Origin of the sequence: Phenylobacterium sp., assembly GCF_041913825.1 — a bacterium.
Taxonomy (GTDB): domain Bacteria; phylum Pseudomonadota; class Alphaproteobacteria; order Caulobacterales; family Caulobacteraceae; genus Phenylobacterium.
Genome location: NZ_JAYSEO010000014.1, coordinates 1 through 25941, shown reverse-complemented (window position 1 = coordinate 25941; position 25941 = coordinate 1). Strand labels below are relative to the sequence as shown.

The 25941-nt window shown below is 70.8% G+C and carries 24 protein-coding genes; 11 read left to right on the top strand and 13 right to left on the bottom strand.

The window, feature by feature from the left end:
- The first annotated feature begins 76 nt into the window (after window positions 1-76).
- Window positions 77-646 carry a TetR family transcriptional regulator gene (locus ACE3Q8_RS13355; protein ID WP_374470769.1) on the top strand — a complete coding sequence of 190 codons (570 nt, stop codon included), beginning with the start codon at window positions 77-79 and terminating at the stop codon, window positions 644-646.
- 4 nt (window positions 647-650) lie between these two features.
- Here the strand turns inward: ACE3Q8_RS13355 and ACE3Q8_RS13350 are convergent, their stop codons facing one another.
- The 3 genes from ACE3Q8_RS13350 to coaBC all read right to left on the bottom strand — a co-directional run bounded on the left by ACE3Q8_RS13350 (window position 651) and on the right by coaBC (window position 2593).
- Window positions 651-803, bottom strand: coding sequence for a hypothetical protein (locus ACE3Q8_RS13350; RefSeq protein WP_374470768.1), 153 nt, complete (start codon window positions 801-803; stop codon window positions 651-653).
- Between the two features lie 102 nt (window positions 804-905).
- A complete protein-coding gene (dut, locus tag ACE3Q8_RS13345; RefSeq protein WP_374470767.1) occupies window positions 906-1367 on the bottom strand; it encodes a dUTP diphosphatase in 462 nt (153 codons plus the stop codon).
- Window positions 1364-2593 (bottom strand): bifunctional phosphopantothenoylcysteine decarboxylase/phosphopantothenate--cysteine ligase CoaBC, encoded by a 1230-nt coding sequence (coaBC, locus tag ACE3Q8_RS13340; RefSeq protein WP_374470766.1) that lies wholly within the window; start codon window positions 2591-2593, stop codon window positions 1364-1366. The genes dut and coaBC overlap by 4 nt, the downstream gene beginning before the upstream one ends.
- 76 nt (window positions 2594-2669) lie before the next feature.
- Between coaBC and ACE3Q8_RS13335 the strand changes: the two genes are divergently transcribed.
- Window positions 2670-3239 (top strand): hypothetical protein, encoded by a 570-nt coding sequence (locus ACE3Q8_RS13335; RefSeq protein ID WP_374470765.1) that lies wholly within the window; start codon window positions 2670-2672, stop codon window positions 3237-3239.
- On the opposite strand, the gene ubiB is transcribed toward ACE3Q8_RS13335, so the two are convergent.
- Window positions 3236-4747 carry a 2-polyprenylphenol 6-hydroxylase gene (gene ubiB / locus ACE3Q8_RS13330; protein WP_374470764.1) on the bottom strand — a complete coding sequence of 504 codons (1512 nt, stop codon included), beginning with the start codon at window positions 4745-4747 and terminating at the stop codon, window positions 3236-3238. The genes ACE3Q8_RS13335 and ubiB overlap by 4 nt on opposite strands.
- A gap of 3 nt (window positions 4748-4750) precedes the next feature.
- Window positions 4751-5509 carry a class I SAM-dependent methyltransferase gene (locus ACE3Q8_RS13325; RefSeq protein WP_374470763.1) on the bottom strand — a complete coding sequence of 253 codons (759 nt, stop codon included), beginning with the start codon at window positions 5507-5509 and terminating at the stop codon, window positions 4751-4753.
- Window positions 5510-5569: 60 nt separating this feature from the next.
- On the opposite strand from ACE3Q8_RS13325, the gene mutM reads away from it, so the two are divergent.
- From mutM to dnaA, 6 genes are all read left to right on the top strand, one after another.
- Window positions 5570-6433, top strand: coding sequence for a bifunctional DNA-formamidopyrimidine glycosylase/DNA-(apurinic or apyrimidinic site) lyase (gene mutM / locus ACE3Q8_RS13320; RefSeq protein ID WP_374470762.1), 864 nt, complete (start codon window positions 5570-5572; stop codon window positions 6431-6433).
- Window positions 6430-7296 carry a TraB/GumN family protein gene (locus tag ACE3Q8_RS13315; RefSeq protein ID WP_374470761.1) on the top strand — a complete coding sequence of 289 codons (867 nt, stop codon included), beginning with the start codon at window positions 6430-6432 and terminating at the stop codon, window positions 7294-7296. The genes mutM and ACE3Q8_RS13315 overlap by 4 nt, the downstream gene beginning before the upstream one ends.
- Before the next feature lie 28 nt (window positions 7297-7324).
- A complete protein-coding gene (locus tag ACE3Q8_RS13310; protein WP_374470760.1) occupies window positions 7325-8101 on the top strand; it encodes an enoyl-CoA hydratase in 777 nt (258 codons plus the stop codon).
- A 5-nt stretch (window positions 8102-8106) separates the two neighbouring features.
- A complete protein-coding gene (locus ACE3Q8_RS13305; RefSeq protein WP_374470759.1) occupies window positions 8107-8685 on the top strand; it encodes a GDSL-type esterase/lipase family protein in 579 nt (192 codons plus the stop codon).
- Window positions 8686-8794: 109 nt separating this feature from the next.
- Window positions 8795-9067, top strand: a complete 273-nt coding sequence (gene rpsT, locus ACE3Q8_RS13300; RefSeq protein ID WP_374470758.1) for a 30S ribosomal protein S20 — start codon at window positions 8795-8797, stop codon at window positions 9065-9067.
- A 406-nt stretch (window positions 9068-9473) separates the two neighbouring features.
- On the top strand, window positions 9474-10925 hold the full coding sequence (dnaA, locus tag ACE3Q8_RS13295) for a chromosomal replication initiator protein DnaA (protein ID WP_374470863.1): 1452 nt from the start codon (window positions 9474-9476) through the stop codon (window positions 10923-10925).
- 56 nt (window positions 10926-10981) lie between these two features.
- On the opposite strand, the gene ACE3Q8_RS13290 is transcribed toward dnaA, so the two are convergent.
- Window positions 10982-11608 (bottom strand): glutathione S-transferase family protein, encoded by a 627-nt coding sequence (locus ACE3Q8_RS13290; RefSeq protein WP_374470757.1) that lies wholly within the window; start codon window positions 11606-11608, stop codon window positions 10982-10984.
- Window positions 11609-11795: 187 nt separating this feature from the next.
- On the opposite strand from ACE3Q8_RS13290, the gene ACE3Q8_RS13285 reads away from it, so the two are divergent.
- From ACE3Q8_RS13285 to ACE3Q8_RS13275, 3 genes are all read left to right on the top strand, one after another.
- Window positions 11796-15218, top strand: coding sequence for an Ig-like domain-containing protein (locus tag ACE3Q8_RS13285; RefSeq protein ID WP_374470756.1), 3423 nt, complete (start codon window positions 11796-11798; stop codon window positions 15216-15218).
- A gap of 66 nt (window positions 15219-15284) precedes the next feature.
- Window positions 15285-15740, top strand: coding sequence for a GNAT family N-acetyltransferase (locus tag ACE3Q8_RS13280; protein ID WP_374470755.1), 456 nt, complete (start codon window positions 15285-15287; stop codon window positions 15738-15740).
- Window positions 15741-15918: 178 nt separating this feature from the next.
- Window positions 15919-17760: a methyl-accepting chemotaxis protein gene (locus ACE3Q8_RS13275; protein WP_374470754.1), complete on the top strand. Its 1842-nt coding sequence runs from the start codon at window positions 15919-15921 to the stop codon at window positions 17758-17760.
- An 80-nt stretch (window positions 17761-17840) separates the two neighbouring features.
- Here the strand turns inward: ACE3Q8_RS13275 and pnp are convergent, their stop codons facing one another.
- From pnp to infB, 7 genes are all read right to left on the bottom strand, one after another.
- Window positions 17841-19985: a polyribonucleotide nucleotidyltransferase gene (gene pnp / locus ACE3Q8_RS13270; protein ID WP_374470753.1), complete on the bottom strand. Its 2145-nt coding sequence runs from the start codon at window positions 19983-19985 to the stop codon at window positions 17841-17843.
- 250 nt (window positions 19986-20235) lie between these two features.
- Window positions 20236-20505 (bottom strand): 30S ribosomal protein S15, encoded by a 270-nt coding sequence (rpsO, locus tag ACE3Q8_RS13265; RefSeq protein ID WP_374470752.1) that lies wholly within the window; start codon window positions 20503-20505, stop codon window positions 20236-20238.
- A 4-nt stretch (window positions 20506-20509) separates the two neighbouring features.
- Entirely contained in the window at window positions 20510-21454 is a 945-nt protein-coding gene (gene truB / locus ACE3Q8_RS13260; RefSeq protein WP_374470751.1) for a tRNA pseudouridine(55) synthase TruB, read from the bottom strand.
- Window positions 21454-21891, bottom strand: coding sequence for a 30S ribosome-binding factor RbfA (gene rbfA, locus ACE3Q8_RS13255; RefSeq protein ID WP_374470750.1), 438 nt, complete (start codon window positions 21889-21891; stop codon window positions 21454-21456). The genes truB and rbfA overlap by 1 nt, the downstream gene beginning before the upstream one ends.
- Window positions 21892-21989: 98 nt before the next feature.
- Window positions 21990-22790, bottom strand: coding sequence for a dienelactone hydrolase family protein (locus ACE3Q8_RS13250; RefSeq protein WP_374470749.1), 801 nt, complete (start codon window positions 22788-22790; stop codon window positions 21990-21992).
- Window positions 22791-22822: 32 nt separating this feature from the next.
- Window positions 22823-23314: a DUF2939 domain-containing protein gene (locus ACE3Q8_RS13245; RefSeq protein ID WP_374470748.1), complete on the bottom strand. Its 492-nt coding sequence runs from the start codon at window positions 23312-23314 to the stop codon at window positions 22823-22825.
- A 120-nt stretch (window positions 23315-23434) separates the two neighbouring features.
- The coding region (infB, locus tag ACE3Q8_RS13240) for a translation initiation factor IF-2 (protein ID WP_374470747.1) at window positions 23435-25941 on the bottom strand (2507 nt) is incomplete at its 5' end.

Genomic DNA, 25941 nt, shown 5'->3' with positions numbered 1-25941 from the left:
GGGTTTAAGTCAACGCGCGGTGACTTATGCGTCGATATGGTCTAAGTCAACACCCGTTGACTGAATGGAGGACGTCATGGCCCAGCCTGAGGCGACGCCGCGCACCCGCAATGCGGCCGCCACCCGCGCCGCCATCCTGGCCGCCGCCCGGGCGCGGTTCGCGCAGGAGGGCTTCGACGTAGCCAGCGTGCGGAGCATCGCGTCGGAGGCCGGCATCGATCCCGCCCTCGTGCTCCGGTACTTCGGCTCCAAGGACGAGCTGTTCGTGGCGGTGCTGGCCGAGAGCGGCACGGTGGAGGACCTGCTGGCGGGTGAGCGCAGCGAATTCGGCGAGCGGGTGGCGCGGCAGCTCCTGCTCGACCCCGTGGAGTCCCAGAAGCTCGACATCCTGCTCATCATCCTGCGCTCGGCCTCGTCGCCCAAGGCAGGTCCGGCGATCCGCGCCAATGTGCAGACCGCCTTCTATGGTCCCATGGAGGCCTGGCTTGGCGGCGAGGACGCCGCGATCCGCGCGCGCACGGTCGGCGCGATCATCATGGGCGCCAGCATGGCGCGGGCGATCGACAACAATGGGCTCGACGATCCGGCCGAGCGCGAGCGGCTGGCCCGGAGCCTCGGCGACGCGCTTCAGCGGGCCGTCGGCTGAGCGCTCAGCCGATCAGGGCGAACAGGGCGTCGACGCCCCAGTCGATCAGCGGCAGCAGCGCCGCCAGCAGCAGGAAGGGGACGAGCAGGACCGCGAGGTCGAGCGCCAGCGAATGGGGCGCGCGCTCCGGTGGCGGTCCGATCGGCAGATCGGCCATGGTTTCACTCCCGTGCGGAGCCTCTGTCGGGCTCTCTGCGGGAGAGAATGCGCCACTTGCGACTTGGCGCCAACGGCCACGACGCCGCCCGGAGGGGCCGGCCTACTGTCCGCCGGTGCTGCCGAAGCCGCCGGCCCCGCGGGCCGTCTCGTCCAGCGTCGCCACCTCCGACCAGCGCGCCTGCACCACAGGCGCGATCACGAGCTGGGCGATGCGGTCGCCGCGGCGGATGTGGACGTCCTCCTCGCCGAGGTTGATCAGGATGACCTTCACCTCGCCGCGGTAGTCGGCGTCGATGGTGCCGGGCGTGTTCAGGCAGGTGACCCCCTGCTTCAGGGCGAGGCCCGAGCGCGGCCGAACCTGGCCTTCGAAACCGGCCGGCAGGGCGAAGGCGAGGCCCGTGGGCACCGCATGGCGCGCGCCCGGCTTCAGCGTTACGGGCGCGTCGTCCGGCACCGCCGCGCGCAGGTCCATGCCGGCGGCCTGGGCGGTCTCGTAGGCGGGCAGCGGCAGGCCCTCGGCGTGCGGCAGGCGGACGATGGGGATCACGGGGGCGGCGGTCACTTCAGCTCCTCGGCGATGCGGGCGGCGAGCCGCTTGGCGACCTCGCCCTTGGCCATGCGCTCCCATCGCTCGATTCCGCCGGCGCTGACGATGGCCACGGCGTTGTCGTCGCCGCCCATCGTCCCTTCCACGCTGACGTCGTTGGCGACGATCCAGTCGCAGCCCTTCTTCGCCAGCTTCGCGCGGGCGTGGGCCTCCACGTCGTTGGTCTCGGCGGCGAAGCCCACCACCAGCCGCGGGCGCGCCGGCGACCGGGCGAGCGTCGCCAGGATGTCGGGGTTCTCGACCATGGCGATGGGCGGCGGGCCGCCCTCGCCCTTCTTGATCTTCTGGGCGCCGACGCTTTCCGGCCGCCAGTCGGCGACGGCGGCCACGCAGACGGCGATGTCGGCCGGCAGGGCCTGCTCGCAGGCGGCCAGCATCTCGCGGGCGGTCTCCACGTCCACCCGCCGCACGCCGGCGGGCGCCGGAAGGGCGGTGGGCCCGCTGACCAGGGTCACCTCGGCGCCGAGCTGCGCCAGGGCCTGGGCGATGGCGTAGCCCTGCTTGCCCGAGGAGCGGTTGGTGATCAGCCGGACGGGGTCGATGGGCTCGGCGGTCGGGCCCGCCGTGACGATCGCCCGCTTGCCCGCGAGCGCCCGGTTGGAATCCAGCGCCGCCATGGCGGCCTCGAAGATCGCCGGCGGCTCGGCCATCCGCCCGAACCCGTACTCGCCGCAGGCCATGGCGCCTTCGTCGGGACCGACGAACAGCACGCCGTCGGCCTGGAGCTGCGCCAGGTTCCGCCTGGTCGCCGGATGCTCCCACATGCGCACGTTCATGGCGGGCGCCATCAGCACCCGCTTGTCGGTGGCCAGCAGGGTGGTGGACGCCAGGTCGTTCGCCAGGCCGTGGGCCGCCTTGGCCATCAGGTCCGCCGTGGCCGGCGCGACGACCACCAGGTCGGCGGAGCGGGAGAGCTCGATGTGGCCCATCTCCGCCTCGTCGGTCAGCGAGAAGAGCTCGCTATAGACCTTGTCCTCGGCCAGGGCGGACAGGGACAGCGGGGTCACGAACTGGGCTCCCGCCCTGGTCAGGATGGGGCGCACGGCCACGCCGGCCTTGCGGAACAGCCGCGTCAGCTCGAGCGCCTTGTAGGCCGCGACGCCGCCGCCGACGATCAGCAGGATTCTCTTGCCGTCCAAGGCGCCGCGCCCCCGGTGGATGGAGGCCCCGATGTAGGCCATGGCGCGGGACTCGACAAACCCGCGGACCTGTGTTCTTTCTTTGTTCCAGCTAGGCCATGACCGAGGGAGAACGAGGATGGCTGGGATGAAGTGGGCGCCGGGCGTGGCGCTCGGGATGTCGGCGGCGTTCGCCCTGCTCGCCGCCTGCGACAACGGCCCCTCCGCCGTGGCCGACGGCCACCAGGCCGCCGGGACCCAGATGGCGACCTCCGGGGGTTCTGTGGCGCCAATCCAAACATACGAGCGCTCGACCCCCCGCGACGGGCGCGACACGGCCGTGGCGACCGTCGACGGCAAGCCCATGTGGTCGGCCAGCCGGCGCTACTCGGCCGAGGAGAACGCCCAGCGCGCCTTCGAGCGCAACGGCCAGGCCTTCGGCGCCCGCGACCTCGACCAGTTCGTGAAGAAGGCCCACGCCTTCGTGGAGCATCCGCCGGCCGGCACGCTCACCCTGACCCGCGCCAACGGCGACGTCCTGCTCTACGACCCGAAGGGCAATGTCTTCGCCGTCGCCAACAAGGCGGGGACCCCGCGGACCATGTTCAAGCCGGACGACGGCATGGCTTACTGGGAGCAGCAGAAGGCGCGCGAGGCCCGGCGCACCGCCAGCCGCGACCGCCGCGGCCAGGCGGACGACGAGGCCTAGGTCAGCAGCAGGGCGGCGGCGAGGAAGGCCACGCCCGAGGCCAGGGCGCCGAGCGCGAAGCCCAGCAGGGCGCCGCCCCGGCCCCGCTCCACCACCGCCACCGCGCTCGCGTGCGGCGGGGACTCGGCCAGGCGGGCGAGGTTGCGGATAGCGATCTCGGCCTCCCCCGCCAGCCGCTTCACCCGGGTGGCCGGCGACAGCTCCTGGGCGATCCAGCGGCGGACCACCGGCTCGGCGGCGGACCAGATGTCATGGCCCGGGTCGATCCGCCGGCAGACGCCCTCGACGGTCATCATGGTCTTCTGCAGCAGGACGAGCTCCGGCCGCAGGCGCATCTCGAAGAGGGCGGTGATCTCGAAGAGCTGGGTCAGCACCCGGCTCATGGGCACGTCGGCGGCGGCCCGGCCGAAGATCGGCTCGCCCACCGCCCGCAGCGCCTGGGCGAAGGCCGCCACGCTGTGGTGCGGCGGCACGTAGCCGGCGTCGAAGTGGACCCGGGCCACCTGGTCGTAGTCGCGCTGCAGGAACCCCCAGAGGATCTGGGCCAGGTAGCGCCGCTCGGGGGCGCCCAGGCGGCCGATGATCCCGAAGTCCACGGCGGTGAGCTGGGCCGGGGCGGCGGCGAACAGGTTGCCCTCGTGCAGGTCGGCGTGGAACACCCCGTGGTCCAGCGCCTGCGCCAGAAAGGCCCGGGTCAGGTTATCCGCGAGCTGCTTGCGGTCGAGGTTCTCCTGGGTCAGGGCCCCGGCCTCCGACAGCGGCCAGCCCTGCGCCCACTCCAGCGTCAGCACCCGCTTGCCGACGCCCTCCCAGATGACCTTCGGCGCGCGCATGTAGCCGTCCTTGGCCATCACCTCGCCGAGCTCGTCGGCGCCGGCCGCCTCGAGCCGCAGGTCGAGCTCCAGCTCGGTGGCGCGGATCACCGTCGCGGCGAAGCCCCGGGGCTCCAGCCGGCGGGCCGGCGGGACCCAGCGGTCGATCAGCCGCGCCGCCAGCGCCAGCACCTCGGAGTCCTCGGCCACCCGCCGGGCGATGCCGGGACGCAGCACCTTCACGGCCACCTTGCGGCCGTCCAGCAGCACCGCCTCGTGCGCCTGGGCGAGCGAGGCCGCCGCCACCGGCTCGCCGAAGCTTGCGAACAGGCTCTCGATCGGCCGGGCCAAGGCGTACTCCACCTCGGCGCGCGCAACGTCCGTCGGGAACGGCGGCAGCCGGTCCTTCAGCCGCGAGAGGTCCTCGGCGAACTGACCGCCGAAGATGTCGGCCCGGGTGGACAGCAACTGGCCGAGCTTGATGGCTACCGGCCCCAGCCGCTCCAGCGCCCGCGCCAGGCGCTCGCCCGGTCGACCCTGCCGCGCGCCGCGGCCCGCGAACAGGCGCAGCGCCTTCGAGAGCGTCTTGATGCTGCCGCCGTACAGCGGGTCGAGTTCGCGGGGCAGGAGCGCGTCGTTGCGCACCAGCATCCAGGCCGCGCCGATCAGCCGCCCGAAGGCTGCGGGACCGCTCATCCGCTAGATCGCCCGCCCGGTATGCAGGGCGGCCACGCCGCCCGTGAAGTTGGTGTAGTCGACCCGGCCGAAGCCGGCCTCGGCGATCATGCGCGCGAACCGCTTCTGATCCGGGAACCGGCGGATGCTCTCCACGAGGTATTGGTAGGAGTCGCGGTCCTGAGCCACCAGCCGGCCGATCTCCGGTATCACCTTGAAAGAGTAGGCATCGTAGGCCTTCTGCAGCGCCTCGGTCACCGGCCGGGAGAATTCCAGGCAAAGGAAGCGGCCGCCCGGCTTGAGAACCCGACGCGCCTCGCGCAGCGCCTTGGGGATGTCGGTGACGTTCCGGATTCCGAAGGAGATCACATAGGCGTCGGCGCAGCGGTCCGGCAGCGGCAGCGCCTGGGCGTCGCCCACGGCCCACGCGATCTCCGGCTCGAAGCCGCGCTCGCGGCCGGCGGCGATCATCTCGGCGTTGTAGTCGATGACGAAGACCTTGGCGTCGGCGCCGCCCCGGCGCTCCTGCACGCGGCGGGCCATGCGGGCGAAGCGCCGGGCCATGTCGCCGGTACCGCCGGCGCAGTCGACGATGGTTTCGCCCGGCTGCGGGTTGAGCCGCGCGGCCGTGGCGTCCTTCCAGAGCCGGTGGACGCCCCCGCTCATCAGGTCGTTCATCAGGTCGTAGCGGCGCGCCACGCGGTCGAACACGCCCCGGACGAGCCCCGGCTTGGCGGCGGGGTCCACGTCCTTGAAGCCGAAGGTGGCGGAAGGTCCGGTCATGGCGAGCCTCTTAGACCGGCAGGTCTTGGCGCGCCACTCCGCCCGTGCCAAGCGTGCGGCATGCCCGAACTTCCCGAGGTCGAGACGGTGCGCGGGGGCCTGGCGCCGGTGCTGCAGGGCCATCGCCTGACCCGCGTCGAGGCCCGACGGCCCGACCTGCGCTTCCCCCTGCCGGAGAACTTCGTCCAGCAGCTCAGCGGCGCCACGATCGTGGAGCTGAGCCGCCGCGCCAAGTACCTGCTGGCGCGAACCGACCGCGAGGACACCCTGGTGATGCACCTGGGCATGAGCGGGCGCTTCGAGATCGCACGGCCGGAGGGATCCGTTCGTCCGGGCGAGTTCCACTACGCCCCCGACCCGGACCCGAAGCACGCCCACATCGTCTTCGAGACCGACGCGGGCGCGCGGGTGACCTACTACGACCCGCGGCGGTTCGGTTACATGGGCCTCGTCAACACAGCCCTCTTGGACCTGCACCCCTGGTTCGCCCAGTTGGGCCCGGAGCCTCTGTCGGACGCCTTTCACGCGCGCCACCTCAAGGCCGCGTTCGAAGGGCGAAAGCAGGGGCCCAAGACCCTGCTCCTGGACCAGCGCATCGTCGCCGGGCTCGGCAACATCTATGTGTGCGAGGCGCTGCACCGCGCCCGCATCTCGCCGTTTAAGCCCGCCGGCCGGATCTCGCTGCCGCGGCTGGAGAAGCTGACGGAGGCGGTTAAGGCGGTCCTGGCCGAGGCGATCGCCGCCGGGGGATCCTCGCTGAAGGACTTCGCCAGCACGGACGGGGCGCTCGGCTACTTTCAGCACCGCTTCCGAGTCTATGACCGCGAGGGGCGGCCCTGCTCGAACGAGGATTGCGCCGGCGTGATCCGCCGGGAGGTCCAGGCCGGGCGCTCCACCTTCCATTGTCCGGTCTGCCAGAAGTGAGGCGTCGCGGGGCCTGGCTCGTCGCCAGCCTGGCGCTCCTCGCCGCCGGCTGCGCTCGGGCCGAGCCGCCCCTGTGGGTAGTGCGCGACCGCGACTCCGAGCTCATGCTGTTCGGCGCCGTCCACCTCCTGCCGCCAGGGCTGGACTGGCGCTCCCGAAAGCTCGACCGAGCTGTCCGGCGGGCCGACGATCTCTGGTTCGAGCTGCCGCAGGAGCCCGCCACCGCCGAGCAGGCGTCGCGGGCCGCCCTCCGCGCCGGACTGCTGCCGCCGGACCAGCGGCTCTCGAAGCTCCTCGCCCCGCAGGACGCCCAGCGCCTGGCCCGGGTCGCCCTGCTCTACGGGGTCGATCCCGCCATGCTGGAGGCCTTCCAGCCGTGGCTGGCGGAACAGGCCCTGGCCAGCGCCGCCTACGCTCGCGCCGCGGCCACCGCCGAGAACGGCGTCGAGGCCGCGATCTCCGCGGCGGCTCCAAAGCGCGTGGCGCGTCGCGCCTTCGAGACCCCGGCCGAGCAGATCGGCTTCTTCGCGGCGACGCCGTTGCGCGAACAGATCGCCTCGCTGAACCAGACGGTTCGAGACATGGAGAGCGAGCCCGACGAGTTCGCCCTGCTGGTGCAGGCCTGGATGGGCGGCGACGTCGACGCCATCGACCGATTGGCGCTGCAGCCGCTCGCCGCGAGCGCCCCCACCCTGTTTCAGCGCCTGGTGGCGGAGCGGAACGCACGTTGGGCGGCGCAGCTCGACGCCAGGCTGAAGGGTCGCGGCCGGACGGTCGTGGTGGTCGGCCTCGGCCACCTCGTCGGACCGGAGGGCCTGCCGGAGCGGCTGCGGGCGCTTGGCTATTCCGTGAAGGGGCCTTAAGCCGCCAGCCGAGAACGAGGAGGCGCCGATGACCTACGAGACCCTGATCGTCGAGGCGAAGGACGGGGTGAGCCTGATCCGGCTGAACCGCCCCGAGGCGCTGAACGCGCTGAACTCCACCCTGCTCGGCGAGCTGGCCCGGGCGCTGGACGCCGCCGGGGCCGACGACGCCATCCGTTGCGTGGTCCTCACCGGCTCGGAGCGCGCCTTCGCGGCCGGCGCCGACATCAAGGAGATGAGCGAGAAGTCTTATGCGGAGATGTTCACGCAGAACTTCTTCGCCGAGGCGGCGAGCCGGGTTGAGACCTTCCGCAAGCCGATCATCGCGGCGGTTTCCGGCTACGCCCTGGGCGGCGGCTGCGAACTGGCCATGCTCTGCGACTTCATCATCGCCGCCGACACCGCCAAGTTCGGCCAGCCGGAGATCAACCTGGGCGTCGTACCAGGCATCGGCGGCACCCAGCGGCTTACCCGTTTCGTCGGCAAGTCCAAGGCCATGGACATGATCCTGACGGCCCGGATGATGGACGCCGCCGAGGCCGAGCGCGCCGGCCTCGTCAGCCGCGTTGTGCCCGCCGACAAGCTGATGGAAGAGGCCATGACGGCCGCCGCCAGGATCGCCGGCCAGTCGCCGCTCGCCGTCGCCATGGCAAAGGAGCTGGTCGACGCGGCCTACGAGACGACGTTGACGGCCGGCGTGGCGCTCGAGCGGCGCCTCTTCCACTCCCTCTTCGCTTTCGAGGACCAAAAGGAGGGGATGGCGGCCTTCGTGGAGAAGCGGAAGCCCAATTTCACGGGCCGCTGAGCCCGATGCGCCTCATCGCCTTCGGCGACAGCTTCGTCCTCGGCCAGGGCGACCCCGACCACCTCGGCTGGGTCGGTCGCGCCGTCCGCGAGCGGCCGGAGATCACGCTCTACAATCTCGGGATCCGCGGTGAGACCAGCGCCGACATCGCGCGGCGGTGGCGAGCGGAAGCCGGGCCCCGCCTGAGGCCGGGCGAGAGCGGACTGCTGTTCTCGTTCGGCGCGAACGACTGTGCGGTGGAAGGCGGCGCGCCGCGAGTCGGCGCCGCCCAAACCCTGCTGCACGCGCGCGCCATGCTGACGGAGGCCGGCAAGCTCGGCCCTGTGCTGCTGGTCGGACCACCCCCCATGCCGGACCCCGGGATTTGCGCCCGCCTCGAGACGCTGAACGAGCACCTGAAGACGCTCGCCGGGCGGATCCAGGCGCCGTTCATCGACGTCTTCCGGCCGCTGTTCGCGGACGGGCTGTGGAACCGCGAGGCCGAGGCCATCGACGGCGCGCACCCCGGCTCCGGCGGCTATCAGCGCATGGCCGAACTGGTCATGGCCCACCCCGCCTGGCGGACCTTCACCGGAGGCATCTAGAATCCGCCGGCGCGGCATTGACCCGGAAGGTCGGCTCCCGTATATCCGCGCCTCCGATTTGCCCGCCCGGCTGCCGGCCGGGCGCGATCCGTATTGAAGAGCATTCAGAATGGCCAACACGCCCGGCGCCAAGAAGGCGGTCCGTAAGATCGCCCGCCGCACCGAAGTCAACAAGGCGCGCCGCTCGCGCGTCCGCACCTTCCTGCGCAAGTTCGAGGAGGCCGTGACCTCCGGTGACGCCGGCGCCGCGAAGGACGCGTTCGTCCAGGCTCAGTCCGAGCTGATGCGCGCCGTGTCGAAGGGCGTGGTCCACAAGAACACCGGCTCGCGGAAGGTCTCGCGCCTGGCCGCCCAACTGAAGAAGCTGTCGGCCTCGGCCTGACGCTTCCGGGGCGCGCGGAGCCGGCTCCGCCCCCCCGTTTTTACGATCGGGAATGACCAAGCAGCGTCCCTTAGGGGCGCTGCTTTTTCATGCCCAATTGTTCGTCGGATATGCGACTCGTGCGGCAGATTTGCGCACGGCTTGGCCGTCAAAAACCGGTTTCCCTAGGCCCTTCAGCGGGTCCCCGGGAGTCAACGAAAATATCGCTCGGAGCCGCGAAGAATCGCCGTTGACCCCCCCGGTCCCCCGACTAATCTCATTCGTCTTACAGGCGTCTTCCACTTGATCTCGGAGCAATCGAGACGCCGGCGCAGCACATGTGTTCGCCGGGTAAGAGCTTGTTTGTGTTGAGTAAAAGGGCCGACCAGGGCGTGGGGTCCAGGTCGAGAGGGCGGGGTTGAAGAGGATGATGAACGGGGGGGCTGCGGGAGCTATGGCTGAAGCGCCGGTCGGTGCCGTCTGGATGAAGACGTGCCAGGTTCTCAAGCGCGAACTCGGTGAAGCGACCTTTGGCTCGTGGCTGGGTCAGGCCGCCCTGCGCGAGACCGGTGACGAAGTGTGCCTGGTCGCCGCGACTGGCGTGGCCCGGGACTGGATCCGTCGCCACGCTTGGCGGCGCATCGGCGAGCTGTGGGCGCAGAACGACCCGCTGGGACGCCGCCTGGACCTGAAGTCCCGTATGGAAGTGGATTCCGCCGGCGCGGTCGCCCCGCCGCCGGCCGCCACCCCGGTGGCCGCCAACGCGCCAGTCGCGGCGCCCGCCGTCTTCGAAGTCGAGGTGGAGGCCGACGTGCCGCCCGTGGCCGCGCGCCAGGGTCGCCTGCAGGGCCTGCAGGAGCGGTTCTCGTTCGAGAACTTCGTGCCCGGCCCCGCCAACGAGTTCGCCTTCGCCGTCGCCCGCCGCGTCGCCTCGTGGGCCGACGGCCACTTCAACCCGGTGGTCTTCCACGGCCCCTATGGCTTCGGGAAGACTCACCTGCTGAACGCCCTGGCCTGGGAGGCCATGCGCAGCGACCCCGGCAAGCGCGTGGTCTACCTCACCGCCGAGCGCTTCACGACGACGTTCGTGAAGGCCCTGCAGGATCGCCAGACCCAGGCGTTCAAGGACGAGTTGCGCAACGCCGACCTGCTGCTCATCGACGACGTCCACTTCGTCGCCGGCAAGCCGACGACGCAGGAAGAGCTGTTCCACACCCTCATCGCCCTGGTCGAAGACGGCCGCCGGGTGGTGATGACCGCCGACCGCTCGCCGAACGAGCTGTCCGAGATGGAGCCGCGCCTGCGTTCGCACCTGCAGGCCGGGCTGGTCTGCGGCATCGAGCCGGCCGACCGCTCGCTGCGGATGGGCATTCTGGAACGCAAGCTCGCGACCCTGGCCGCCCAGGGCAAGTTCGTGCCGTCGGCGCGTCCCGAGGTGCTGCAGTTCCTGGCCGACCGGTTCACCGACAGCGTCCGCGAGCTGGAAGGCGCGCTGAACACCCTGGTCGCCCGGGTGGGCGCCGACGTGGCCCGCCTGACGCTGGACGAAGCCCAATCCATCCTGCGCCCGCACCTGTCGTGCAACGAGCGCAAGGTGACCGTGGACATGATCCAGAAGGCCGTCGCCGAGCACTACAACCTCAAGCAGGCGGACCTGATCAGCGAGCGGCGCGCCCGCGCCGTGGCTCGACCGCGCCAGGTGGCGATGTGGCTGGCCAAGCAGATCACCACCCGCTCGCTGCCGGACATCGGCCGGCGGTTCGGCGGCCGCGACCACACCACCGTGCTGCATGCGGTGCGGCGTATCGAGGCGCTGAAGGCCGAGGACGCGGCCATCGCCCGCGACCTGGACGTCCTGCTGCGCAAGCTGCGCGGCTAGGCTGACCTCGAGGAGAGACGAGGCCGAAGGCCCGCCGCACGGCGGGCCTTCTTCGTTCAGGGAACCTCAGGACCCATCCACCCTCTGGCGGCGGGGCGGTCCTGCAGGCGGGCGCGGTAGGCGAGCAAGGCCGGCGTGTCCGGCCGCGGCATGGGCGTGAGCAGCCAGCGCTGCAGCGACAGCCCCAGCACCACGTCGGCGAGGGTGAAGGCTGCGCCGGCCGCATAGGCGCCGGTCTGGGCCAGCCGCGCCTCCAGCATCAGCATCAGGGCGTTCCACCGCACGGTGCTGCGTTCCACCATCTCGGCCCCGTACTCCGGTCCCTGAGCGCCGCGAACCAGCGCCATGAAGGCCGGCCGCCAGGCGCTGTTGAGCTCGGTGGCCTGCCAGTCCATCCAGCGCTCCACCTCGGCCCGCGCGAACGGCGCCTCAGGCAGCAAGTCGGACCGACTGGCGCGCGCCGCCAGGTAGCGGCAGATCGCATTGCTCTCCCACAGCACGCCCTCGTCGGCGACCAGCACCGGCACGAGCCCGTTTGGGTTCAGCGCCAGGAATTCGGGCGCGCGGGTGTCGCTGGAGTCCGCCCATTCGGGCTCATGGTTGAACGGGAGTCCGGTCTCGGCCGCGGTCCACAGGACCTTGCGCACATTGATGGAGCTGAAGCGGCCGAGGATACGGAACATGCGCGCCCCTTAGCACATCGCCTCAGGCAGAGCTGGGCCACAATCCTGACGGGCGCCCATTTGGAATCTCAGCCTCCTCAGGTTGAAAAACCATATCGCTTTTCAGTGGCTTAACCGTGCCGCGGCCAAGGCTGCGGATCACGTGGGGCAGACCGGCGGCAAACGCCGGCAAACCAGAAGAGCGGTGATGGCGGGACAGGGCAAGAACATCGACAATACGCCTCAGGCGAAGGACGACGTCGCGGCGGCCTCGGAGAACGTACGGCTCAGCATCGACGTGCTCGCCAACGACCTCGGCGGGAACGGCAAGTCCCTTTACTCGGTCGACCAATCCCGTCCGGCTCAGGCCGCCACCACCGGCGTCACTGCTGCAGGAGCGCAGCTCAGCATTGTCGACGGGCGGATTGTCTACCTGGCCGACAGCAGCCGGGCCAACGCGCTGGCCGCCGGCCAGACGCTGACCGACACCTTCACCTACACCATTCAGATGGGGAAGAACGGGGCGCTCAGCACCGCCACCGTCACCGTGACCCTCACCGGGACCAACGATCGGCCCGTGGCCATGGCTGATCTCGCCGCCACCGGCGAGAACGAGGCCGTCACGATCGACGTGCTGGCTAACGACACCGACCTAGACGCCGGCGCGGTGAAGACGCTGGTGTCTGTCGACATGCCGAAGGGCTCGGCCGCCGTCGTGGACGGCAAGGTCCTGTTCACGCCCGGTGAGGCCTTCGATCACCTGGCCCAGGGCCAGAGCGAGGAGGTCACCCTCACCTACATCATGAAGGACGAGCACGGCGCGACGTCGACGGCCTCGGTCGTCGTCACCGTGACCGGAGCCAACGACGCGCCGGTCGCCCGCGCGGACGCCGCGAGCACGGGCGAGAACCAGGCCGTGACGATCGACGTGCTGGTCAACGACACCGATCCCGACGCCGGCGCGGTGAAGACGCTGGTCTCTGTCGACACGCCGAAGGGCTCGGCCGCCGTCGTGGACGGCAAGGTCCTGTTCACGCCCGGTGAGGCCTTCGATCACCTGGCCCAAGGCCAGAGCGAGGAGGTCACCCTCACCTACATCATGAAGGACGACCACGGCGCGACGTCGACGGCGTCTGTGCTCGTCACCGTGACTGGAGCCAACGACGCGCCGGTCGCCCGCGCGGACGCCGCGAGCACCGGCGAGAACCAGGCCGTGACGATCGACGTGCTGGCCAACGACACCGATGCGGACGCCGGCGCGGTGAAGACCCTGGTCTCCGTCGACACGCCGAAGGGCTCGGCCGCTGTCGTGGACGGCAAGGTCCTGTTCACGCCCGGTGAGGCCTTCGATCACCTGGCGCAGGGCCAGAGCGAGGAGGTCACCCTCGCCTACACCATGAAGGACGAGCACGGCGCGACGTCGACGGCGTCTGTGCTCGTCACCGTGACTGGAGCCAACGACGCGCCGGTCGCCCGCGCGGACGCCGCGAGCACCGGCGAGAACCAGGCCGTGACGATCGACGTGCTGGCCAACGACACCGATGCGGACGCCGGCGCGGTGAAGACCCTGGTCTCCGTCGCCGCCCCCAAGGGCTCCGCCGTCGTCACGGACGGGAAGGTCGTGTTCACGCCTGGCTCCGCTTTTGACAGCCTCGCCGAAGGCCATCGCGAGGACGTCACCCTCACGTACGTGATGCGGGACGAGCATGGCGCGACCTCGACCGCTTCCATCGTCGTCACCGTCACCGGCGCCAACGACGCGCCGGTCGCCCGCGCCGACATGGCGAACACGGGGGAAAACCAAGCCATCGTCATCGACGTACTGGCTAACGACACCGACCTGGACGCCGGCGCGGTGAAGACCCTGGTCTCCGTCGAGGCGCCCAAGGGCTCCGGCGCCGTCGTGGACGGCAAGGTCGTGTTCACGCCTGGCGCGGCGTTCGACAGCCTCGCCGAGGGTCAGAGCGAGGACGTCACCCTCACCTATGTGATGCTGGACGAGCACGGGGCGAGCGCCACCTCGACCGCGCTGGTGCGCGTGACCGGGGCCAACGATGCACCCTCCATCGCGGCGGCCGGCGTCACGGCGACCGGCGCCGTGCGCGAGCTGGCGGACGGGGCCGCCGGGGAGAACAGCGCCACACACACGCTCAGCGGAGCGGTGGCGTTCGCCGACCCCGATCTGGCCGACGTCCACACGGCGACAGTGAGCCCGGGCGGAGCGGGATACATCGGCGCGCTCACCCTGAGCCCGGTGGATCAGGCGGCCAACCGCGTGGCTTGGACGTTCCAGGTTCCGGACTCCGCGCTCGACGGTCTTGTGGCCGGCGAAGTGCGGACCCAGACCTACACCGTTCAGGTGGCCGACGGGCGCGGGGGCGTGGCAAGCCAGACGATCAGCGTCACCCTCACCGGCGCGGCCGACGCGCCGCCCGCGCCGATCCCGCCCGCCGCCCAGGTCCCGTCGGCGCCAGCGCCCGCCCCGGCGGACGCGCAGCCGGACGTCATCGCGTTCCTGGGCTCCACCTACCGCCTGCTGTCGGGCGTGCGGGACACCAACGGCGATGGCGTGCTCGACAGCGCCACCGTCTCGCCAGCTCGGACCATCCTGAGCGGCTTCAGCGCCCGCGGTGGCGACGTGGGGGACGTGGACGGCGACGGGGATCTCGACGCGGTGGTCTCCAACTTCAGCGGCCGCAGCGCCCTCCTGCTGAACAGCGGCGACGCCAACGGCGATAGTCAGGCGGACTTTGCGGTCTCCTACCTGTCGCTGCCCGCCGACGGCGTGAACCAGTGGCAGGACGCACGCCTGGCCGACGTGAACGGCGACGGCCGACTCGACATCGTGGAAGGGGGGCGGACCGCGGACCGCCTGCACCTGAACCGCGGCGACGTGAACGGGGACGGCGTGGTGGACTTCACGACCCGGCTGCTTCCGAGCGCCGCGTCGCAAGCCTACAGCTACGGCGTGGATGTCGCCGACCTCAACGGGGACGGCCGGCAGGATATCGTGCTGACCACCTACGGCGCCGCGGCCGGCCAGACGACCTTGGCCCTGCTGCTGAACCTCGGCGACGCCAACGGCGACGGCGCGCCTGAATTCCGGGCGGTGACGCTCTCGACCGTCGACACCACCCTGGCCGGCATCGACATCGCCGACATGAACGGCGACGGCCGCCTCGACATCGCCGTGGCCGCCTACACCGGCGGGTCCTACGTGCTGCAGGGCCGGGGCGACGTGGACGGCGACGGCGCGCCAGACTTCGTCTCCAGCGGGGTCGTCGCGTCCTCGGCCTACATGGGCGCGACCTTCGCGGACATCGACGGCGACGGCGACCTGGACGTGTTGTTCGGCGACCGCAGCGGCGGCTCCGAACTCGCCATGAACCTCGGCGACACCGACGGCGACCGGGTGACCAACTTCCGGGTGGTCACGCTCGCCCGGGGCGGCGATGCGGTAGCGGTGTCCGACTTCGACCGGGACGGTGACGCCGACCTGCTGTTCTCGGACGGCTGGGTGGCCACGAACCGCGGTGACCTCGATTGGGACGGCCTGGTGGACTTCGCATATGCGCAGGTGGTGAGCCTCAACAACGCCTGGGACGTCGTGCCTGGCGACTTCCTGGCCTGACCGCCCCTACTCCAAGGCCATGAGCGGCGCTAGGCTGCCGCCATCGCGGGCGTTGGGGGCGGCGGCATGGAGATCCGGGAAGACGACCTGACGGGCGAGCCCACGCGGGCGCTGCTCGCGCTGCATCTCGCGGGCATGCACGCCAACTCGCCGCCGGGCCACGTCTTCGCGCTCGATCTCTCTGGTCTCCAGCAGCCGAACGTCACCGTATGGACGGCCTGGGACGCCGGCTCCGTGGCGGGCGTGGGCGCCCTGAAGGTCCTGCAAGACGGGACCGGCGAGGTGAAGTCGATGCGCACCCATCCTGACCATCTGCGGAAGGGCGTGGGCGCGGCGATCCTCGAACGGATCATCGACGAGGCGCGTGTGCGCGGGTTGTCGCGGCTCAGCCTGGAGACGGGCAGCGGTCCGTCGTTCGAGCCGGCGCTCTCGCTGTACCGCAAGCGCGGCTTCGCCAACGGCGAGGCGTTCTCCGACTACGAGGCCTCGCCCTTCAACCAGTTCCTGCACCTTACGCTGTAGCCCATCGCCCGCGGACCCGCGTTCGGCCACATCGACCGGACCGGGAAGACCCCCGCCGAGTGCGGAGCGGCGGGTGCGGCGGAATGCCGCTCGCCGCCGGGACCCGCAAGCTGCGCTGTTAAGGGTGTTTTGAGTTCGTGACCCCAGCGTCCCACGCAGTCTCGTCAGTGGGGTCCAAGTGCGCTTCGGAAACTTCAAAATCGCCGGCAAGCTGAGCATCGCGTTCGCCTGCCTGATCGTCGCCTTCTGCCTCTCGGCGGGCTCTGTGCTCGTTAGCCTGAACACGATCACCGACGCGTCCAAGTCAGCCCAGCGGAGCCTGGCCCTGCAGGCGCAGACCGAGCGCCTGATGGCGCTGATCCTGGAACAGCAGAACGCCCTGCGGGCCTACGCCCTGCTCGGTCGGCCCGAGTTCGTGGAGGCCTACCGCGCCGATGCGACCGAGTTCGACGCGGGGCTCGACGAGTTCGAGAGCACCACCACCCAGAAGCCCCAGCAGGAGCGCATCCAGCGCATGCGCGCCGCCATGGCCGACTGGCGCAAGGAGATCGCCGAGCCGGCCATCTCCGCCGCGGCCAACCCGGCCTCGCGGCTGGAAGCGGCGGAGTTCATGGGCCGCAGCAGCCTGGGGCCCCTGCGTGAGCTGCACGGGGAACTGCGCGACGCCTCCATGGAACGCGTGAAGATCCGCGGTGCGGAGCAGAAGGCCGCCACCCGCAACGCCATCGTCGCCCTGATCGTAGGCGCGGTGGCCTCGGTGATGATCGCCATCGCCATGGCCTGGCTGCTCGCTCGGACGATCGCCCGGCCCGTGGCCCAGATGACGGACGTGATGCGCCGCCTGGCGGATGGCGACAACGCCGTGGAGGTGCCCGCCTCCGGCCAGAAGGACGAGGTCGGCCAGATGGCCGCCGCTGTGCTGAGGTTCAAGGAAGCCGCGATCGCCAAGGTCGAGCTGGAAGGCCGCGCCGCCAGCGACCGCTCGCACGCCGAGACCGAGCGCGCTCAGCGCGAGCGGGAGAAGGCTCAGGAGGCGGCCGAGGACGCCGTCGCCATCAACGCCCTGGCCGAAGCCCTCGCGCGCCTGGCGCAGGGTGACCTCGCGCACCGGATCGAGAGCCCGTTCGCGGTAAAGACCGAGCAGCTCCGCACCGACTTCAACTCTGCCGCCGAGAAGCTGCAGGCCGCTATGGCCAGCATCCTCGACACGGCCGGCCAGGTGAGCTCGGGCTCGGACCAGATCGCCCACGCCTCCGACGACCTCGCCCGCCGCACCGAGCAGCAGGCCGCGAACCTCGAGGAGACGGCGGCGGCCCTGGACGAGGTCACCGCCACGGTTCGGACCACGGCCGAAGGCGCCCGGGAGGCCTCCGCGACGCTGGCCGAGGCGCGCCGCGACGCGGAACGCTCCGGCACGGTGGTGCAGCAGGCGGTCGACGCCATGACCCGGATCGAGCAGTCCTCCCAGCAGATTGAGCAGATCATCGCCGTGATCGACGAGATCGCCTTCCAGACGAACCTCCTGGCGCTCAACGCCGGGGTGGAGGCCGCCCGGGCCGGCGACGCCGGTAAGGGCTTCGCCGTCGTCGCCTCGGAAGTCCGCGCGCTCGCCCAGCGCTCCGCCGACGCGGCCAAGGAGATCAAGGGCCTGATCGCCACCTCCGGCGAGGAGGTGGGCCAGGGCGTCCGCCTCGTCGCCGAGACCGGCGAGGTCCTGCAGCGCGTCGTTCAGCAGGTGACCGCCATCGACGGCCGCGTGAAGGAGATCGCCGCCTCCGCCCAGGAGCAGGCGGCGGGCCTGCAGCAGGTGAACACCGCCGTGAACCAGATGGATCAGGTGGTGCAGCAGAACGCCGCCATGGTGGAAGAGTCCACGGCCGCGGCGCACGCGCTGAAGCGCGAGGCGGGCGCGCTGACGAGCCTGATGGGCCGCTTCCGCCTGCGGACCCCGCCGGCCGGCGCCCGCAACCCGGTGCACGACGCGCAGGCGCGGGTCGCGGCCTACGCACGCGCCGGCTGATCGCGCGGCGCGGCGCCAAGAAGAAGGGCGGCCGGATCGCTCCGGCCGCCCCCTTTCGTTTCAGCCTGGGTCGCTGACGCCTAGGCGTCGGCGGTCTCCTCGGCCTTCTCGTTCTTCGACAGGTCCTCGCCGGTCTCCTGGTCCACGACCTTCATGGAGAGGCGGGTCTTGCCGCGGTCGTCGAAGCCCAGGAGCTTGACCTTCACGGCTTGGCCTTCCTGCAGCACGTCCGAGACCTTGTTCACGCGCTCGTTGGAGATCTGGCTCACGTGGACCAGGCCGTCCTTGGCGCCGAAGAAGTTCACGAAGGCGCCGAAGTCGACGATCTTCACGACCTTGCCGTTGTAGATCTGGCCCACTTCCGGCTCGGAGGCGATCGACTTGATCCAGTCCTTCGCGGCTTCGATCTTGGCGGACTCGGCGGCCGCGATCTTGATCGTGCCGTCCTCGCCGATGTCGATCTTGGCGCCGGTCTTCTCGACGATCTCGCGGATCACCTTGCCGCCCGAACCGATCACTTCCCGGATCTTGTCGACCGGGATCTTGATCGTCTCGATCTTCGGCGCGAACTCGCCCAGCTCGGCGCGCGGCGCCTCCATGGCCTTGTTCATCTCGCCGAGGATGTGCTCGCGGCCGGCCTTGGCCTGCTCGAGCGCCTTCTTCATGATCTCCTCGGTGATGCCGGCGATCTTGATGTCCATCTGCAGGGAGGTGATCCCGTCAGAGGTGCCGGCCACCTTGAAGTCCATGTCGCCCAGGTGGTCCTCGTCGCCGAGGATGTCGGAGAGCACCGCGAAGCCGTCGGACTCGAGGATCAGGCCCATGGCGATGCCAGAAACCGGCTTCTTCAGGGGCACGCCCGCGTCCATCAGCGCCAGCGAGGAGCCGCAGACCGAGGCCATGGACGAGGAGCCGTTGGACTCGAAGATCTCCGACACCAGGCGGATCGTATAGGGGAACTCTTCCGCGGTCGGCAGCATGGGACGGATCGCCCGCCACGCCAGCTTGCCGTGGCCCACTTCACGACGGCCCGGGGCGCCCATGCGGCCGGTCTCGCCCACCGAGAACGGCGGGAAGTTGTAGTGCAGCATGAACTTCTCGAAGTACTTGCCTTCGAGGGCGTCGATCAGTTGCTCGTCGTCGCCGGTGCCGAGGGTGGCGACCACCAGGGCCTGGGTCTCGCCACGGGTGAACAGCGCCGAGCCGTGGGCCCGGGGCAGCACGCCCACTTCCGAGACGATCTGGCGGACCTGGTCGACGGTGCGGCCGTCGATGCGCTTGCCCGTGTCGAGGATCGCGCGCCGGACGATGTCGGCCTCGAGCTCCTTGAACACGCCGCCGAGCTTGTTGGCGTCGTAACCGTCCGGATTGGCCTCGGACTTGGCGAATTGCGCGACGGCCTTGTCCTTCGCCGCGCTGATGGCCGCGTGACGCTCGGACTTCTTGGTGAGCTCGTAAGCCGCCCGCAGGTCGGCGCCGATGGCGTCCTTGACCTTCGCCTTGATCGCGTCGGTGTCGTCCGGCTGGAAGTCGAACGGCTCCTTGGCCGCGTGCTCAGCCAGCTCGATGATCGCGTCGATCACCGGCTGCATGCCCTTGTGGGCGAAGGTGACGCCGCCCAGGACCTCGGCCTCGGAGAGTTCCTGGATCTCGGACTCCACCATCATCACGGCGTCGTGCGTGCCGGCGACCACCAGGTCCATCCGGCTCTCCTTCATCTCGTCGAGAGTCGGGTTCAGCACGTATTCGCCGTTGATGAAGCCGACGCGGGCCGCGCCGATCGGGCCCATGAAGGGCGCCCCGGAGAGCACCAGGGCGGCGGAGGCGCCGACCATGGCGACGATGTCGGGATCGTTCTCGAGGTCGTGGGCCAGCACCGTGGTGACCACCTGGACTTCGTTCTTGAAGCCCTTCACGAACAGCGGGCGGATCGGACGGTCGATCAGGCGGCTGGTGAGGGTTTCCTTCTGCGAGGGCGCGCCCTCGCGGCGGGGGAAGCTGCCCGGGATCTTGCCCGCAGCGTAGAACTTCTCCTGGTAGTTGACGGTCAGGGGGAAGAAGTCCTGGCCCGGCTTCGGGCTCTTGGCGTAGACGGCGGTGGCCAGCACCATGGTCTCGCCGTAGGTGACCAGCACCGCGCCGTCAGCCTGACGGGCCATGCGGCCGGTCTCGAGCGTGAGCGTCTTGCCGCCCCACTCGATGGTCTTTCTCTTGATGTCGAACATTTTCGCTTCTTTCTCATCCCGCGGGCGTATTCCCGGCGGGGGCGGACAGGGGCTCGGCTTTCCGAAATCCTCTCCTATGGAACAGGCGGGGTGAGGATTTCTGTCGAACCCTCGGCGTATCGGTGGAGCGCGTGGCGCTCCGGGCGCCGCATCGGTCCCCCGGCCTGTCACGGAGGAGCGGCTTTCAGTAGCTAAACACCCGCCCGCCCGGCTTTCGCAACCGGGCGGCGGGGCAACTTGGCGTGAGCCCTTAGCGGCGCAGGCCCAGGGTCTCGATCAGCGCCTGGTAACGGCCCTGGTCGGACTTCTTCAGGTGGTCGAGGAGCGACCGCCGCTGGGAGACGAGCTTCAGCAGGCCCCGGCGCGAGTGGTTGTCCTTCTTGTGCGTCTTGAAGTGCTCGGTCAGATTCGCGATGCGCTCGGAGAGGATCGCCACCTGGACTTCGGCGCTGCCCGTGTCCGCTTCGCCGCGGGCATGGGTCTTGATCAGTTCAGCCTTGCGTTCGGCCGTAATCGACATCGGGTTAGTCTCCGCTCTTTTCGAGATGGAAGACCCGCGAGGGTTCGAGCCGGCCCGCGCGCATCTCGCAGAGAGCGACGATGGACCCGCCCGCCATGGCGGAAACGGTGCGAGAGCCCGGCGCGAGCCTGGCTTTCACCGCTTCGACCTGTCGGGGAACGAGAACGATCGGTCGTCCCTGCTTCAGCCGGAAGGCGTCTTCGTCGGTCACGGCCAGCGCCGGGATGTCGTCCAGCGCGGTCTCGACCGGAAGCAAGGCCTCCGACTGGCGGGCCTTATGCCCTAAATCCTCAAGCAATTCCAGCGTCACCGAGGACTGTTCGGTAAACGTGCCCACGCGCGTGCGGCGCAGCTCGGCCACGTGCCCGCAGGCGCCGAGCGCCTCGGCCAGGTCGCGCACCAGCGCGCGGACGTAGGTGCCCTTGCCGCATTCCATCTCGAGCGTCACGTGGTCGGCGTCGACGGCGTCCGCGACGCGCAGCGAATGAATGCTCACAGGCCGGGCCTTCAGCTCCACCGTCTCGCCCGCGCGGGCCAGGTCGTAGGCGCGCTCGCCGTCCACCTTGATCGCCGAATAGGCCGGGGGGACCTGTTCGATCTCGCCCACGAACCGCGGCAGCACCGCCTCCACCTGGGCGAGCGTCGGCCGCACGTCCGAAGCCGCCAGGGTCTCGCCCTCGCGGTCGAAGGTGGCGGTCGTCCGCCCCCAGGCGATGGTGAACCGATAGGCCTTGTCGGCGTCCATCAGGAACGGGACCGTCTTGGTCGCCTCGCCGAGCGCGATCGGCAGGACGCCGGTCGCCAGCGGGTCCAGCGTTCCAGCATGGCCGGCCTTCTGAGCGTTGAAGATGCGCCGGACCCGGCTCACCGCGTGGGTGGAGGTCAGGTCGTAGGACTTGTCGAGGCAGATCCAGCCGGAGACCGCGTCCCCCTTGCGGCGACGCCCCATCAGTCCTCGTCCTTCCAGGAGTCGGATGGCGGCTGCGGCCGCAGGTCCTGCGCCACCTTCGGATCGTGGAACAGCCGGTCCATGCGGGCGGCCTCGTTGAAGCTCTCGTCGTGCAGGAAGCGCAGGTCGGGCGTGAACTTCATCTCGATGTGCCGGCCCAAGCGCCCGCGCAGGAACTTGGCGTGCCGGTTCAGCCCGGCCACCACGTCGGCGGCATGGCCGCCGCCCAGCGGCTCTACGAAACAGGTGGCGTGGCGCAGGTCCGGGCTCATCCGCACCTCGGTGACGGTCACCGAGACCCCCTCCAGCGCGGGGTCGGTGATGTCCTCCTCGCGAAGGATCTCGACCAGCGCATGGCGGACGAGTTCGCCCGCGCGGAGCTGGCGCTGGGTCGGCCCCTGGCCGCCCCCGCGGTTGTGGTGTGATTGACGGGACATCCTGCCTTGCCTTTGCCGCCTGGGGCGCGGATCGGACGCGCCGCTCAGGAAAGGGCGCGTAACTAGTGCCGGCGCCGGCCGAAGTCCAGCGTCGCCGCTCAGGCGGCGCCGGTGCGCTCGCGGAAGAAGGCGATGACCGCCTGCTCGGCCCGCTTGGTCTCGCCCTCCTCCCGCAGGTTTATGGTGAGCACCGAGTGGGGATGCGGCAGTCCCCCCGGCCTCGCCTCGGCCGGGTCGAGGGTCCACGGCCGGAACCGGTCGCCGAGGGCCGCGGCGTAGGCCGCGAACCGTGCATCGGGCACGGTGGGGTCGCCCCGAAAACGCAGGCCCATGACCGTGAGGTCCTCATCCTCCAGCCGCTGACGCACGCAGCCGATCTCCTCCGGCGAGGCGTCAATTCCCGCTCCACGGCGCGGTCCGCCAGGTCCAACCGCGAGCGGCAGCGAGGGCTGCGACAGCACGGGCGCGACGACCGACGGGTCGGTCATCATCGCGAGCGCGAAGCCGCCGGTGAAACACATGCCCACCGCGCCCACGCCGCGGCCGCCGCACTCGGCGTGCGCCTGGCGCGCCAGCGCGCGGAGCCAATCGACGATCGGACTGGAACGCCCGGTGGCCCAGACGTTGAACTCCCGCCGGACGCAGCCGTAGGCGAAGGTCGCCAGGCTGCCCGGATGGTTCGCCGGCCGTCCGGGCGCGCCGAACAGGCTGGGGCAGAAGACGGTCATCCCCGCCGCCGCCACCCGGTCCGCGAAGCGGATCACGTCGGGGTGCAGGCCCGGCATCTCGTGGATGACGATCACCGCGGGACCGGCCCCCCGGCGAAAGACCGGCCGGCTCCAGCGGCCGGCGGTGAACTCCGATTTCTCGTACTCGGAAAGCGCGGCCTCGTAGCCCATCTGCCCCTCCCTCGCCCGGAGGGAGCCTAGGCCTAGATGCGCAGCTCGGACAGCCCGCCCTCGAAGCCGGTGAGCTTCCAAGTCCCTTCGATCTTGCTGAAGGTCAGCAGGCAGGGCCCGCCCTTGGTGCGGGTGGCGCAGACTCGGCCGTCGGGCAGGGGCTTCAGCGCCTGGGAGATCACCACCGGGTTCGGGATCTTGGTCTGCGGGGTGTAGCCGTAGCGCTCCGCCACCAGGCGGAACACCTGCGGCTGCACCAGGGTCTCCCCGGCGAGCTCGGCCAGGCCAGGCGCCAAAATGGCGGCGACACCCGAGAGGCGCGGGTCCTTGCGGCCCTCGGCGACCAGCCGCGCCTGGATCTCCCGCTTCAGCGCCTGGCGGTCCACGTGGGCGTCGAAGGCCGCCTGGTCGTCGTCGCGGATCGAGATCAGCAGGGCGTGCACGTCGCCGGCGGCGTCGAGCTTCTGGGCCGTGGCGCAGGAGGCCAGGGTCAGGGCGGCGAGGCCGAGGGCGGCGAAACGCATGGTCTGCTCCGTCTGCACGGTCGCTAGATAGACGAGGAACGCGGCCGGATCACGGCCTGGCGCTCACGAAAAAGCCCTCCCGATCGCTCGGGAGGGCTGATCCGTGACAGCAGGGCCCGCTTAGAGGCTCCGCTTGACCTCTTCGAGGGTGAAGCACTCGATGACGTCGCCCGCCTTGATGTCCTGGAAGCCGAAGTGCATGCCGCACTCCTGGCCCACCGGGACCTCGTTGACCTCGTCCTTGAAGCGCTTGAGCGTCTGCAGGGTGCCGAGCTCGAGGACCACCACGTCCTGGCGGATGATCCGGACGCGGGCGCCCTTGCGGACCACGCCATCGGTGACGCGGCAGCCGGCCACGCGGCCCACCTTGGTGATGTCGAAGACCTGGAGGACCTCGGCGTTGCCCAGGAAGGTTTCGCGCTGGATCGGCGCCAGCATGCCCGAGAGCACGCCTTTGATGTCGTCGATCAGGTCGTAGATGATCGCGTAGTACCGGATCTCGACGCCTTCGCGCTCAGCCAGGTCGCGCGCCTGCTTGGACGCACGGACGTTGAAGCCGAGGATCGGCGCGCCGGCGCCCTTGGCGAGCAGCACGTCGCTCTCGCTGATCGCGCCGGCCCCCGACAGGATGATCCGCGCGCGGACCTCGTCGGTGGCGAGCTTGTCCAGCGAGCCCACGATGGCTTCGGCGGAACCCTGCACGTCGGCCTTGATGATGACCGGCAGCTCGGAGACCTTCTTGTCGGCGAGCCGGGCCATCATGTCGGCGAGCGACGCGCCGGCCACCGGAGCGCCCGACTTCTCGCGCTTCACGCGGATGCGGTACTCGGTGAGCTCGCGGGCGCGGGCCTCGTTCTCCACGACCGCGAACGGCTCGCCCGGATCGGGCGTCCCGTCGAGGCCGAGGATCTCCACCGGAGTGGAGGGCGTCGCTTCCGTGAGCTGCTCGTTGCGCTCGTTGAGGAGCGCCCGGACACGGCCCCAGCTCGCGCCGGCCACGACGATGTCGCCACGCTTCAGGGTGCCGCGCTTGACCAGCACGGTGGCGACCGCGCCGCGGCCCTTGTCGAGCTTGGACTCGATGACCACGCCGTCGGCCGTCCGGTCGGGATTGGCCTTCAGGTCGAGGATTTCGGCCTGCACGAGCACGTTCTCGATCAGGTCGTCGAGGCCAAGCTTCTGGGTCGCGGAGACCTCCACCGCCTGGGTCTCGCCGCCGAGGCTTTCCACGACGATCTCGTGCTGCAGCAGCTCGTTGATCACGCGGGTCGGATCGGCGTCCGGCTTGTCGATCTTGTTGATCGCCACGATGATCGGAGCCCCCGCCGCCTTGGCGTGGTGGATGGCCTCGATCGTCTGGGGCATGACGCCGTCGTCGGCGGCCACCACCAGGATGACGATGTCGGTGATGTTGGCTCCGCGGGCGCGCATCGCCGAGAAGGCGGCGTGGCCCGGGGTGTCGAGGAAGGTGACCCGCTGGCCGTTCTCCAGGCGCACCTGGTACGCGCCGATGTGCTGGGTGATCCCGCCGTGCTCGCCCGCCACCACGTCGGTGGAGCGGAGCGCGTCGAGCAGCGAGGTCTTGCCGTGGTCGACGTGGCCCATCACGGTCACGACCGGCGGACGCGACTCCAGGTGATCGTCCAGATCCTCGCCGCCGATGAAGCCTTCTTCGACGTCGGCTTCCGACACGCGCTTCACGGTGTGGCCGAACTCGGTGGCCACCAGCTCGGCGGTGTCGTTGTCGATGACGTCGTTGATCTTCAGCATCACGCCCTGACGCATCAGGAACTTGATGACCTCGACGCCGCGGGTGGCCATCCGGTTGGCGAGCTCGCCCACCGTGATGACGTCGGGGATGACCACTTCGCGGGCCACGCGGGCCTGCTCCTGGACACCGCCGCGGCGCTTCTCGCGCTCGCGTTCCCGAGCGCGCCGCACCGAGGCCAGCGAACGCATCCGTTCGGCCCCGTCGGCGTCGCCGGCGACGGTCTGGATGGTCAGGCGGCCTTCGCGGCGCTGCGGGGCGCCCTTGGCGCGCGAGATGGCCTTGCCGGGGCCGGCGTCGCGGCGACGATCGTCGTCGTCCGGCCGGCGGTCCATGCTGGCGGCGCCCGGGCGGGGCGCCTGGCGGGTGGCGCGCTGGATTTCAGGGGTCGGCGGCGGCGAGGCCGGGCCGATGCGGGGACCGCGCGGGCCGCCGGGGCCACGGGCGCCGTCACGCGGCGGCGCGGGACGCGGAGCCAGCGCCGAGTAGCGGACCGTGCCGCCTTCCGGACGCGGGGCGCCGCCCTGCGGGCGGTCGTCGCGGCGCGGACCGCGGTCGTCGTCCCGGCGCGGCGGACGTGGGCCACGGTCGTCGTCGCGGCGCGGCGCGCGCTGGTTGAAGGTCGCGCCTTCGTAGCGGCTGCCGGCTGCGGGTCGGTCCGGGCGATAGGTGGTGGTGCTCGGGCGGTCGTCGCGGCGGTCCGGCGACGGCTGGTAGGTGCGCGTCTGGCCGCTCGGCGCCGGGCGCGGAGCCTCGGGGGCCGGACGCGGCGCGGCGGGCTGGGCGGCCTGCGGCGGCGGAGCGGCCGGCGCGGGCGCAGCCGGGGTCGGGGCGGCGGGCGCGGCGGAGGCCTGGACCG